The following is a 12,060-nucleotide window of genomic DNA, read 5'->3' as shown; positions in this document are numbered from 1 at the left end:
ATTGCCGTGTGAGCAGCAGATTGCGTGAAATCGCGCGGGACAACGCGCTGATCCTGGCGGCCGGGGAGTACCGGACGCGTTCGGGACGGCGGATCCCGCTCGCCGCCGACCTGGCGGAAGCCAAGGCCGGAACCAGAATATATGGGCCGAACCGGGTCATTCCAGACGAGCAGCCGCTCGGTGGGGGCGGTCCGACGGCCGTCGAGGTCACGGGGGAGAGCAGCACGGTCGCGGCCCGTCGCCTCGTCGGAGAGTCGGCGCCGGGTGCCCGGACCGCCGTCCTGAACTTCGCCTCGGCCCGCAATCCCGGGGGCGGCTACGTCCGCGGGGCCAAGGCCCAGGAGGAAGCGCTGTGCCGCGCCTCCGCCCTCTACGAAACCCTCCTGGAGGCCCCCGAGTACTACGAGGTCCACCGCGCGGGCCGGAGCACCTTCTACACCGACCGGGTGATTCACTCGCCCGGGGTGCCCGTCTTCCGCGACGACCGGGGCGACCTCCTCGAGACCCCCTTCCGGGCCGGATTCCTCACCTCCCCGGCCCCGAACGCCGGGACCGTCCGCCGCCAGGAGCCCGAACGCGCCCACGAAATCCCCGCCGCCCTGACCCGGCGGGCCGAACGGGTCCTGGAGGTGGCCGCGCTGCACGGATACCGGGGGCTGGTCCTGGGGGCCTGGGGGTGCGGGGTCTTCCGGAACGACCCGGCCCAGGTCGCCGAAGCCTTCCGGACCCACCTCACGGGCCGCTTCGCGGGCGTCTTCGACCGCGTGGTCTTCGCCGTCCTCGACCGCGACCCGGGCCCCCGCGAAGCCTTCGAACGCGCCTTCCCGGCGTAGCCGGCCGCTACGGACCCACGCGGCCCGGTGTCGCCGGGGGGCCCGCGTACCGCCCTGCGGGCCCGGCCGGGCGGTACTCGCCCCGTGGATTCGATCTACCGCAGTGCGGCCGGCCGCGAACTCGTCCGGGGTGCATCGCCCGGCTCGACGGCTGGCCGGTCCCGCACGAGCGGCGGACCCGGCTGACACTCACCCCCCGGCGTGCTGGCGGCCTCCGCCGCCTGGTTCCTGAGGCCCGCCCCCGCGCACAGCGCCCGGCTGCTGCGCACCATGCTCGAGTCCGGCCGCCCGCCCCGCGAGGAACGCGTGACCAGGATGACCCTCGTCGCCCGCCACGCCCGCTCCAGCGGCGCGCCGGGCCCTAAGGCCTGTCGTCAGACTCCCGCCGCCCTCCGGGCGACGACGCGAGTTTGACGACAGGCCCTAGCCCGGGCGGGCTACTGCCAGCCGTAGCGCTCCCGGAGGCGGTCGACGACCAGCTGGAAGCGGCCGCGGTCGAGCGCGCACGCCTCGCGCCGCATGCCCGACTCGTGGACCCGCAGCACCCGGTCCAGGTCCACCCAGGACTCCCGGCCCGCCGCGTCCCACGGGCCGGACCCGATCGCCACCCACTCCCGGTCGGCGTCGTGCCGCTTGCTGGACAACTGGACGGCGAGCAGCATGCTCCCGCCCGCCTCCCGCGCGACCACCAGCACCGGCCGGTCCTTGCCCCGGCCGTCGTTCTCTTCAAAGGGGACCCAGGTCCAGACGATCTCGCCGGGGTCGGGATCCCCGTCCTTGTCGGGCGCGTACTCGGTGCGCACCGGCCCGATGGCGTGCGGATCGGCCTCGGTGGTGGCGGTACCACCGTCCCGGCCGGGCTGCTCGACGTGACTGTTGCCGTGATGCGAAAGTGCCGTCATTCGGGCGAGGGTAGTGGCTGACGGGCACCCCGCGCCGGATCACCGGCCCCGGCCGGCCGGAGGAAGGAGGGCCGCGCACCTCACACCGAGCCGCCGCCGGCGCCCGGCGCCCCCGGCGGCCAGTGCGCCGCCCAGTCCTGCGCCGACTCCAGCTGTGCGGCCAGGGACAGCAGCCGGGGTTCCGAGTGGGCGGGGCCCAGCAGTTGGGCGCCCAGCGGCAGACCCTCGGGAGTGAAGCCCGCGGGGACGTTGACGCCCGGCCAGCCGAGGACGTTCCACGTCCAGGCGTACGGGCAGGCCGCTATCATCGCCCGGTCCGTGGCCATCGCCCCCAGGCCCGACAGGGCACCGATCCGCAGCGGCGGGGTGGCCGTCGTCGGCGTCAGCACCACGTCGAAGCGGTCGAAGATCTCCCCGACCCGGCGCCGCAACGCCGCCTCGGCCCGGCGGGAGACCCGCAGCGCCGCCCCGCCCAGCAGCCGGCCCGCGCGCACCGTCTCGTGCGTCCGGGGGTCGAGCAGCGACGGGTCCGGGACCCGCCCGGCCAACTCCCGTACGCCCGCGGTCGCACGGGGTGCGAAGGTCAGGCCGATGGCCCCGTAGCGCGGGTCCTCCGGGACCACCTCGTGGCCCAGCCCCTCCAGCCGCCCGGCCAGCTCCTCCACCGCCGAACGGACCACGGGGTCAAGCGACTTGGGGGTGCCGGTGAAGGCCGTCCGGTACGAGAGCGCGATCCGCAGCCGGCCCGGGTCGCGCCGTACGGCCTCGACCGCCGAGATCCGGGCCGGACGGTGCACGTCACCCGGGTCCGGGCCGCTCGCCGCGTCCAGCAGGAGGGCCGCGTCGGCGACCGTACGGGCCAGGACGCCGTTGACCGTCAGGCCGTGGAAGGCCTCGGGCTCCGGCCAGGTGGAGATGCGGCCGCGCTGGGGCTTGACCCCGACCAGATGGGTCCAGGCCGCGGGGATCCGCACCGAGCCCGCCCCGTCCGAGCCGAGCGCCGCCGGCACCAGTCCCGCGGCGACGGCGGCCGCCGAGCCGCCGGAGGAACCGCCGGGCGTGTGGGCCGGGTTCCAGGGGTTGCGGGTCTCGCCGAAGGCATGCCCCTCGGTGACGGGCCACTGGCCCAGTTCCGGGGTCTGGGTCTTGCCCACGATCACCGCGCCCGCCGCACGCAGCCGGCGTACGGCCTCGCCGTCGGCGGCCTTCGGCGGGAAGGCGCCCGCGCAGCCGAAGGCGGTCGGCTCCCCGGCCACGTCCATGTCGTCCTTGACGGCGAGCGGTACGCCCAGCAGCGGCAGCCGCTCACCGGAAGCGAGCCGCCGGTCCGCCGCGTCCGCCTCGGCCAGCGCGGCCTCGGCGCGGACGATCCGGAAGGCGTTGAGCGAGGGCTGCGAGGCCGCGATCCGCTCCAGGGAACGTTCCGTCAACTCTCGCGCCCCGACCCGTCCTTCGGCGAGGGCGGCGGCCATCTCCCGCAACCCGGACAACTCCCGCGCGGCGGACGGCGCCAACGCCCCCGACGAACCCAGCGCATTCGAAGAACCGGACACCGGACCTCCCCCTTACCCATCGGTAGCTCCGACGGTAAGGGGGAAGGGTCGCGGGTGACTAGATCCGGCGCCGTCCCGCTGCTCCGGGTCAGATCCAGCCCTCCAGGGAGGCCATGAACCCGTCGAAGTCGTCCCGGTGGATGGTGTGTCCGGCCCCGGCGACCGAACGCACCTCGAAGCCGCGCTCCCGCAGCAGCGCCGCCCGCTCCGGGGAGATCAGGAGGCTGGGGTCGGCGAGCTGCACCAGCGACGGCACCACGGGCGCGGCGGGCAGCAGGTCCTGGCCGAAGAGCGGGGCGAGGCCCAGTGCGGTGGCCTCGTCCCAGAGGGCCAGCGTCGCCAGCTCGATGTCCACGTCCACCTCCTCCCAGCGCGGGTTCATCGCCCGCACCTGCTCCTTGCCCGCGCTCTTGAACTGGGCGAACATCTCGGGCCCGAAGCCCTCCACGGAACTGGCCAGGTGCCAGGCCGGGTCGGAGAAGACGGCCCGCGCGGGCTTCAGCCGGTCCACCGCGAGCGACAGGGTCAACCCGCCGAGCGAGTGCCCGACGGCCAGCTCGGCACCGGCCGGCAGCGTCTCGACCAGGTCGTCGGCGTACAGCGCCGGGCTGTACTCGCCGCGCCCGCTGGCGCCGTGGCCGCGCAGGTCCACGGCGAGCACCCGGTAGCCGCGGTCGGCCAGGGCCGGTCCGACCCGGCGCCAGGTGCGGTGGTCGGCCATGATGCCGTGGACCAGGAGGGCGAGGCGGTCGCCCTCGCCCCAGGTCTGCGTGTTCAACTGCACGGTGATGCCTTTCTGTTAAGAGGTCAAAACGGTAGACGCAGCAGGGTCAGCGGACCCCACGGATCGGGCGCACCGCCAGCGCGCCCGCCACGGCCAGCGCGGCGGCGACCACGAACAGTGCGGTGTAGCCGCCGCTCACGGACACCACGACCGAGGCGATGAAGGGCGCCACGATCTGCGGTCCGGCGTTCGCGATGTTCAGTACGCCCATGTCGCGGGCGGCGTCCTCGGCGGCGGGCAGGACCATCGTGACGAGCGCGGTGTCGACGGCCATGTAGCAGCCGAAGGCGAGCCCGTTGACCACGGAGAAGGCCAGCATCGCCGTCCAGCTCGCCGAGACGGCGGGGATGACGAGCGCGATCGCCGACAGTAGCGCGGAGGCGCCGACGAACAGCTTGCGCCGGTCGAACCGGTCGGAGAGGTAGCCGCCCAGGACGGTGGAGACGACCATCGCCACGCTCGTCAGCGGCATCAGCACCGCGACCGCCGACTCCGGCTTCATCCCGTCCGGCAGCTCGGTGTGGTCCTGGAGGATGTACAGCTGGTAGCCGCTCACCGCGAAGTACCCGAGGACGAGCAGGGCCCGCCCGATGAAGGCCCAGCGGAAGTCGTGGTCCCTCAAGGCGCCGCCGAAGGCCGCCAGTTGGACCTTGAAGGGCAGCGGCTGGCGGGCCGGCAGGCGCGGCTCGCGGGTGCAGGCGGTGAACAGCACCGCGGCGCCGGCCGTGATCGCGCCGAAGACGAGGTAGCCGGTGCGGAAGTCCTCCGAGAAGGCGGCGCCGGTCAGCGCGCCGAGGATCGAGCCGAACGGCAGGCCGAGGCCGACGGCGGCCGAGGCCCTGCCGCGGGCGGTCACCGGCACCCGGTCGGGGACCACGGAGGTCAGGGCGGCCTGGTAGACGTTCATGACGGCCTGGCCCAGACACCAGGCGATGGTGATCAGCAGGATCGTGTCGGCGAGGCCGAGCAGGAGCATCGCCGGCACCGCGGCGAGCCCGCCGCCGAGGATCCACGGATTGCGCCGTCCGCTGCGGTCGGACAGGGCGCCGGCGACCGGGTTGAAGACCGTCGCGAAGATCGCGGAGACCCCCGCGATCAGGCCGAAGTTGGCGACCTTGTGCGCCGGGTCCACCTGCTCGACCTGGAGCGCGAGCAGGATTCCGGCGACCCCGACGTAGAGGGCGTACATGGCGCTGTTGCCGACGAGCAGCAGGGGGAGCAGACCACGGGCGGGAGCGGGGGAGGTGGTCGTGCCGGGGGCGGCGGCGGCTTTGCCGGTGCCGGGGGAGGAAAGGGCCACGGTGCCCTCCTGGGCAGCGATTTCGGGTGGGTGGCGGGCACGCGGGACACGCGGGAGCCACCTGGCGGCGAGGGGGGTGACACGTGTCAATGAATCGTGTAACCACTGTGTAGCATTCGTTTCCGGCCATCCGCTAGCCCCCGGTCGCACCCGGTCTGGAAAGATGCCACGGCAATGTCTCACTCATCGAAATCGCCGACCCCGCCCACCCCTCCGGCGTCCGCACCCGTCCCGACCAGCGCCGACGTGGCCCGCCTGGCGGGCGTCTCGCGCGCGACGGTCTCGTACGTCCTGAACAACGCCGAGGCCGTACGCATCAGCGAACCCACGCGCCGCAAGGTGCGCGAGGCCGCCGAGGAACTGGGCTACGTCCCGCACGCCGCCGCCCGCAGCCTGCGCGCCGGGCACACCCGGATCGTGCTCCTGCCCACCTCCCACGTCCCGGTCGGCCCGCTCTACAGCAACTTCCTCAACGAACTCCAGTGGGCCCTGCGCCGCCTCGACTACACGGTCGTCCAGTACGGCAGCCTCGGCCTCAGCGGGGACGAGGCCGCCCGCGCCTGGGCGGAGCTGCGGCCCGTCGCGGTGATCTCGCTGGGGGAGATCACCCTGTCCCCGCACAACGTCGCCACCCTCAAGCGGGCCGGCGCGCGGGCGGTGATAACGCTGGGGCCGGTCGGCGTACCGGGCGCGCACGCGCTGGTGATGGACCAGACGGAGGTCGGCGCCCGGGCCGCCGCGCACCTCGTCGCCCGGGGCCGGCGCCGGATCGGCGTCGTCGTACCCCGGGAAGAGGGCCTGGACCTGTTCTCGGCCCCCCGCCTGGAGGGAGCCCGCTCCGCAGCAGGAGCCGAGGTCGAGGCCCTGCCCATGGCCTACACGGAGGAGTCGGCCACTGCCCTGGCCGCGCGGTGGCCCTCGCTGGGCCTGGACGCGGTCTTCGCCTACAACGACGAGTACGCGATGCTGCTGATGCGGGCCCTCCAGGATGCCGGGCTGCGGATCCCGGAGGACGTGGCCGTCATCGGCGCCGACGACCTCCTCATCGGCCGGCTGCTGCGGCCGCGGCTGAGCACGGTGCGGATCGAGATGCCGAGCGGGGACCGTCTGGCTGCGCTGGTGGACCGGGCCGTGCGGGAACCCTCGGAGGTCACCCACCGCCACGACCTCCTGACGGCGACGGCCGTCCCCCGGGAGTCGACCTGAGCCTCCCTGCGGGGCAGTCCCCGACCCGCCCTTCCACCGTTCCCTGTGGCTCCGCCCCAGACCCCGCGCCTCAAACGCCGGCGAGGCTGGATGGGGCGGCGTAGCCCTTCGTCCGCGGCTCCGTTCCCGGGGACCAGCCCCCGGACCCCCGCTCCTCAAACGCCGGAGGGGCTGGATGAGGCGGCGTAGCCGTTCGCGTGCGGGTACGTTGCCGGGGGCCAGCCCCCGGACCCCCGCGCCTCAAACGCCGGCGGGGCTGGATTTTGCCGGCGTAGCCGGGAAAGGGACCTGGACCGGGTCGGAGACGTGAGGGGTCGGGGACGGGGTGGGGTGTCGTCCGGGATGTAAAACGTGATTTGTTGGCGCGCGGTACCGCCACACCGACGGAGCTTCGGATCGGGCGCCATAAATCATGCCTATCCCGGACGGCACCCCACCCCGTCCCCGACCCCGGCCACCCCCGACCCCCGCCCGGCCAGGGCCCAGGCCCCCGTTGACAGAGGGTGACGCCGAGGCGGAGACTGCGGGCGCGCGCCCCACCGGACGCGTCCGGCGGCGTGTCGCCGTGCCCACACCGGCACCGGCGCGGCGCCGCCCGTACGGATCCGCCCAGGAGAGCCGCCATGAGCATCCGCACCGTCCGCGACGTGTACGTCGTCGACGCCGTCCGCACCCCGATCGGCAAGTTCGGCGGGGCCTTCGCGGGGGTCCGGCCGGACGACCTCGCCGCCCACGTGGTGCGCGCCCTGGTGGACCGTACGCCCGCCCTCGATCCGGCCCGGATCGACGATGTCGTCTTCGGTGACGCCAACGGCGCGGGCGAGGACAACCGCGACGTGGCCCGCATGGCGGTGCTGCTGGCCGGACTCCCCGTCAGCGTCCCCGGTGTGACCGTCAACCGCCTCTGCGGATCCGGCCTCGAAGCGGTCATCCAGGCGGCCCGCGCCATCGCCCTCGGTGACGCCTCCGTCGCCATCGCCGGCGGCGTCGAGTCGATGACCCGCGCCCCCTGGGTGATGCAGAAGCCCGAGCGTGCCTTCCCCGCCGCGCACCAGCAGATGTGGTCCACCACCCTCGGCTGGCGGATGACCAACCCCCGCATGCCCGCCGAGTGGACCGGCTCGCTCGGCGAGGGAGCCGAGCTCGTCGCCGACAAGCACGGCATCACCCGCGAGGCCCAGGACGCCTTCGCCCTGGAGAGCCACCGCAAGGCCGCCGCCGCATGGGCCTCGGGCCTGTACGACGACGAGGTCGTCCCGTACGCCGGTGTGGACCTGGTACGGGACGAGTGCATCCGGGAGGGCTCCACCCCCGAGTCCCTGGCCCGCCTCAAGCCCGCCTTCCGCACCGACGGCACGGGCACGGTCACGGCCGCCAACGCCTCCCCGCTCAACGACGGGGCCGCCGCCCTGCTGCTCACCGACGAGGCGGGCCTCGCGGAGACCGGCCGCGAGCCGCTGGCCCGCATCAGCGCCTCCGCCGTCACCGGCATCGAGCCGCAGCTCTTCGGCCTCGGCCCGGTCGACGCCGTGCAGCGGGCCCTGACCAAGGCCGGCCGGAGCCTGTCCGACCTGGCGGCCTTCGAGCTCAACGAGGCCTTCGCCGCCCAGGCGTTGGGCTGTCTCGCAGCCTGGCCCGAGCTGGACCCGGCGGTGGTCAACCCGCGCGGCGGCGCCATCGCCATCGGCCACCCCCTCGGCGCCTCGGGCGCCCGGCTGGCCGGCTCGGTGGCCCACCAGCTGGCGGCGGCGGGCTCCGGCACCGGCATGGCGGCGCTGTGCATCGGCGTGGGCCAGGGCATCGCCCTGGTCCTGGAGCGCTGAGTACTCGCGGCCGGCCCCGACGGTCCACCACCGAACTCCACCACACCCAGGCCCAGTCGATCATTTCAGGTCACCCCACCCCGTCAACTGCCCAATAACTGAACAGAAGTGGTGCCGACGGCATGGCACGATGGCGCGTGCTGCCGCCCCCCGCCCCGCCGATCCCCATCCGGAGGCCCCGCGCCATGCCGCTCCTCGACCCGACGCTCTGGCAGGACGGACCCACCCTCACCGGCGGCACGGCCCCGGTCGTCGAACCCGCCACCGGCCGTACCCTCGCCACCCTCGACCTCGCCTCGCCCGCCGACGTCGCGGAGGCCGCGGTACGGGCCCAGGCGGCGCAGCGCGACTGGGCGCACGCCACCCACCTGGAGCGGGCGGCCGTGCTGCGCCGCGCCGGCGACCTGTTCTCCGCCCATGCCGATGAGCTGCGCGAGTGGCTGGTCCGGGAGTCGGGTTCCATCCCCGGCAAGGCCGACTTCGAGCTGCACGTCGCCGCCCAGGAGTGCTACGAGGCCGCGGCCCTGGCCTCCCGTCCGGCCGGGCAGGTGCTGGCGAGCGAGGCGCCCCGGCTGTCCTTCACCCGCCGTGTCCCGGCCGGCGTGGTCGGGGTCGTCGCGCCCTTCAACGCCCCGCTGATCCTGTCCATCCGCTCCGTCGCGCCCGCGCTCGCCCTCGGCAACGCCGTACTGCTCAAGCCGGACCACCGCACGGCCGTCTGCGGGGGCCTCGCGCTGGCCGCCGTGTTCGCCGCCGCCGGGCTGCCGGCCGGGCTGCTGCACGTCCTGCCCGGCGGGGCGGGGACCGGGGCGGCCGTGGTCACCGACCCGCGCGTGCGGGTGGTGTCCTTCACCGGCTCCACCGCCGCCGGCCGGACCGTCGGCGAGCTGGCGGGCCGTCACCTCAAGCGCGCCCACCTGGAGCTGGGCGGGAACTCCGCCCTCGTCGTCCTCGCCGACGCCGATGTCGAGGCCGCCGTCGCCCAGGCCTCCTGGGGCTCCTTCTTCCACCAGGGCCAGATCTGCATGACCGCCGGACGCCACCTCGTGCACGCCTCCCTCTACGACGAGTACGTGGAGCGGCTCGCGGCGCGCGCCGAGGCCCTCGCCGTCGGGGACCCCCACCGCGAGCGGGTGCACCTGGGCCCGCTGCTCGACCGCGGCCAGCTGGAGCGGGTCCACGGGCTGGTGGAGGCCAGTGTCGAGCAGGGCGCGAAGCTCGTCGCCGGCGGCACCCACCAGGGCCTCTTCTACCGGCCGACCGTGCTCGCGGGCGTGGCCGACGACACCCCCGCCTACGCGGAGGAGGTCTTCGGCCCGGTGGCCCCCGTACGCTCCTTCACCACGGAGGACGAGGCGGTGGAGCTGGCCTCGGCGGGCCCGTACGGGCTGTCGCTGGGCATCGTCACCCGCGACGCGGCGCACGGCCTGGAGCTGGCCGGGCGCATCCCGACCGGCATCGCGCACGTCAACGACCAGACGGTGAACGACGAGGCGGTGGCCCCGTTCGGCGGGGTCGGCGTCTCCGGAACGGGTGCCCGCTTCGGCGGTGAGGCGAACCTCGACGCCTTCACCGAGCTGCGCTGGACCACGCTCCGCACCACCGCCCCCGGCCACCCCTTCTGACCCCGCCGTCCCGCCCCGCCGTTCCGCCCCGGACCCCGTCCGGGCCGGGAGGAATTCGCCGGGCCGCCCGGTCGTTCAAGCAGGACAAGCAGCAATCAGGAGGTCTGGACACCGTGGCTACAGTCGAGCTCACCAAGGAGAACTTCGACCGGACGGTCAGCGAGAACCCGTTCGTGCTGATCGACTTCTGGGCGGGCTGGTGCCGGCCCTGCCTGCAGTTCGCCCCCGTCTACGAGAAGGCCGCCGAGGCCAACCCCGACCTGGTCTTCGCCAAGGTGGACACCGAGGCCCAGCAGGAGCTGGCCGCGGCCTTCCAGATCACCTCGATCCCGACGCTCATGATCGTCCGGGATCAGGTGGCCGTTTTCGCGCAGCCCGGAGCCCTGCCGGAGGCCGCGCTGACCGACCTCATCGGTCGGGCCCGCGCCCTCGACATGGACGAGATCCGGGCGAAGATCGCCGCCGACCAGAAGTCCGCCGGACAGCAGTCCGGCACGGCGGAAGCGGCGGAGGGGTCCACCGGCACGCCGGAGGCCTGAGATTGCGGGACACCGCCCCGGGCCTGCGGTGACACTGGACCGCATGACTGAAGCGGTGGAGTACGACGTCGTGGTGCTCGGCGGGGGCCCGGCCGGCGAGAACATCGTCGACCGGACCCGCGCCGCCGGGCTCAGCACGGCCCTGGTGGAGAGCGAGCTCGTCGGCGGGGAGTGCTCGTACTGGGCCTGCATCCCCAGCAAGGCGCTGCTGCGCCCGGCGCTCGCCCGGGCCGACGCGCGCCGGGTGCCCGGGCTGGCGGGTTCCGTCGCGGGACCGCTCGACGCGGAGGCGGTGTTCGCGCACCGCGACTACTGGACGGGCGACTGGAAGGACGAGGGCCAGATCGACTGGCTCGATTCCATCGACGCGCACGTCTACCGGGGCCACGGGCGCCTCTACGGGATCCGCAAGGTCGCCGTGACCAGCCCGGAGGGCGAGCACCACGTGCTCTCCGCCCGGCATGCCGTGGTCGTCGCCACCGGCACCCGGGCGGTGGTCCCGGACCTGCCGGGGATCGCCGGTGCCCGGCCCTGGACCAGCCGCGAGGCCACTTCGGCCCGGCAGGCGCCCGGCCGGCTGCTGGTCGTCGGCGGTTCGGTCGTGGCCGCCGAGATGGCCACCGCCTGGCAGGCGCTGGGCTCGCAGGTCACCGTCCTCGTACGGGGCTCCGGGCTGCTGCCGCGCATGGAGCCCTTCGCGGGGGAGCTGGTCGCCGCGTCGCTGTGCGAGGCGGGCGCGGTCGTCCGTACCGGTGTGGCGGTCGAGGCCGTCGTACGGGACGGGCCGACCGGGCCGGTGACGGTGGTGCTGGAGGGCGGCGAGGCCCTGGAGGGCGACGAGCTGCTGATGGCGACGGGCCGGGCCCCGCGGACCGAGGACATCGGGCTGGACACGGTGGGCCTGACCCCCGGCGACTGGATCGGCGTGGACGAGAGCTGCCGGGTGACCGGCTACGACTGGCTGTACGCCGTCGGGGACGTCAACCACCGCGCGCTGCTGACCCACCAGGGCAAGTACCAGGCCCGTATCGCCGGCGCGGCCATCGCGGCCCGCGCGAAGGGCGACTCCCCGGACACGGCCCGCTGGGGCGCGCACGCGGCGACCGCCGACACCGCGGCCCTGCCGCAGGCCGTGTTCACCGACCCGGAGGCCGCCGCTGTAGGCCTGACCCTGGCGGAGGCGGAGCGCTCCGGCCGCCGGGTGCGCGCCGTCGACCACGACCTCGGGAAGGTCTCGGGCGCGGGCTTGTACGCGGACGGGTACCGGGGGCGTGCCCGGATGGTGGTCGATCTGGACCGGGAGGTGCTGCTGGGGGCCACCTTCGTCGGCCCGGGCGCGGCGGAGCTGCTGCACGCGGCCACGATCGCGGTGGCCGGCGAGGTGCCGATCGACCGGCTGTGGCACGCGGTTCCGGCCTTCCCGACGATCAGCGAGGTCTGGCTCCGGCTGCTGGAGGCCTACCGGGGATGACGAGAAGAGGGGCGGAACAGGACA

The 12,060-nt window shown here is 74.6% G+C and carries 10 protein-coding genes; 6 read left to right on the top strand and 4 right to left on the bottom strand.

Going from position 1 to position 12,060, the window contains the following annotated elements:
• Nucleotides 1-8: 8 nt before the first annotated feature.
• Nucleotides 9-833 (top strand): TIGR02452 family protein, encoded by an 825-nt coding sequence (locus tag OOK31_RS03350; protein ID WP_267010803.1) that lies wholly within the window; start codon nt 9-11, stop codon nt 831-833.
• 437 nt (nt 834-1,270) lie between these two features.
• Here the strand turns inward: OOK31_RS03350 and OOK31_RS03345 are convergent, their stop codons facing one another.
• The 4 genes from OOK31_RS03345 to OOK31_RS03330 all read right to left on the bottom strand — a co-directional run bounded on the left by OOK31_RS03345 (nt 1,271) and on the right by OOK31_RS03330 (nt 5,372).
• Entirely contained in the window at nt 1,271-1,735 is a 465-nt protein-coding gene (locus OOK31_RS03345; RefSeq protein ID WP_267010802.1) for a type II toxin-antitoxin system PemK/MazF family toxin, read from the bottom strand.
• A gap of 80 nt (nt 1,736-1,815) precedes the next feature.
• Complete coding sequence (locus tag OOK31_RS03340; RefSeq protein ID WP_267011817.1) at nt 1,816-3,249, bottom strand: amidase; 1,434 nt, start codon at nt 3,247-3,249, stop codon at nt 1,816-1,818.
• 127 nt (nt 3,250-3,376) lie between these two features.
• Nucleotides 3,377-4,072, bottom strand: a complete 696-nt coding sequence (locus OOK31_RS03335) for an alpha/beta fold hydrolase (protein WP_267010801.1) — start codon at nt 4,070-4,072, stop codon at nt 3,377-3,379.
• A gap of 46 nt (nt 4,073-4,118) precedes the next feature.
• Nucleotides 4,119-5,372, bottom strand: a complete 1,254-nt coding sequence (locus tag OOK31_RS03330) for an MFS transporter (protein WP_267010800.1) — start codon at nt 5,370-5,372, stop codon at nt 4,119-4,121.
• Nucleotides 5,373-5,546: 174 nt separating this feature from the next.
• Here OOK31_RS03330 and OOK31_RS03325 point away from each other — a divergent pair, with 174 nt between their 5' ends.
• The 5 genes from OOK31_RS03325 (at nt 5,547) to OOK31_RS03305 (ending at nt 12,036) form a co-directional block, all read left to right on the top strand.
• On the top strand, nt 5,547-6,578 hold the full coding sequence (locus tag OOK31_RS03325; RefSeq protein ID WP_267010799.1) for a LacI family DNA-binding transcriptional regulator: 1,032 nt from the start codon (nt 5,547-5,549) through the stop codon (nt 6,576-6,578).
• A 623-nt stretch (nt 6,579-7,201) separates the two neighbouring features.
• Nucleotides 7,202-8,401 (top strand): thiolase family protein, encoded by a 1,200-nt coding sequence (locus OOK31_RS03320; protein ID WP_267010798.1) that lies wholly within the window; start codon nt 7,202-7,204, stop codon nt 8,399-8,401.
• Nucleotides 8,402-8,586: 185 nt separating this feature from the next.
• Nucleotides 8,587-10,026 (top strand): aldehyde dehydrogenase family protein, encoded by a 1,440-nt coding sequence (locus tag OOK31_RS03315; RefSeq protein WP_267011816.1) that lies wholly within the window; start codon nt 8,587-8,589, stop codon nt 10,024-10,026.
• A 113-nt stretch (nt 10,027-10,139) separates the two neighbouring features.
• Complete coding sequence (locus OOK31_RS03310; RefSeq protein WP_267010797.1) at nt 10,140-10,565, top strand: co-chaperone YbbN; 426 nt, start codon at nt 10,140-10,142, stop codon at nt 10,563-10,565.
• Nucleotides 10,566-10,608: 43 nt separating this feature from the next.
• On the top strand, nt 10,609-12,036 hold the full coding sequence (locus OOK31_RS03305; RefSeq protein ID WP_267010796.1) for an NAD(P)/FAD-dependent oxidoreductase: 1,428 nt from the start codon (nt 10,609-10,611) through the stop codon (nt 12,034-12,036).
• The last annotated feature ends 24 nt before the right edge of the window (nt 12,037-12,060 follow it).

It is taken from the genome of Streptomyces sp. NBC_00249, assembly GCF_026342355.1.
GTDB lineage: Bacteria > Actinomycetota > Actinomycetes > Streptomycetales > Streptomycetaceae > Streptomyces.
The sequence above is the reverse complement of the archived record's forward strand: the minus strand, read 5'-3'. Positions and strand labels throughout refer to the sequence as shown.

What these genes read in the sequence shown, in the direction of transcription:
- OOK31_RS03345 (WP_267010802.1), bottom strand. Translation starts at nt 1,735, where the DNA reads ATGACGGCACTTTCGCATCACGGCAACAGTCACGTCGAGCAGCCCGGC.
- OOK31_RS03325 (WP_267010799.1), top strand. Translation starts at nt 5,547, where the DNA reads ATGTCTCACTCATCGAAATCGCCGACCCCGCCCACCCCTCCGGCGTCC.
- OOK31_RS03320 (WP_267010798.1), top strand. Translation starts at nt 7,202, where the DNA reads ATGAGCATCCGCACCGTCCGCGACGTGTACGTCGTCGACGCCGTCCGC.
- OOK31_RS03315 (WP_267011816.1), top strand. Translation starts at nt 8,587, where the DNA reads ATGCCGCTCCTCGACCCGACGCTCTGGCAGGACGGACCCACCCTCACC.
- OOK31_RS03305 (WP_267010796.1), top strand. Translation starts at nt 10,609, where the DNA reads ATGACTGAAGCGGTGGAGTACGACGTCGTGGTGCTCGGCGGGGGCCCG.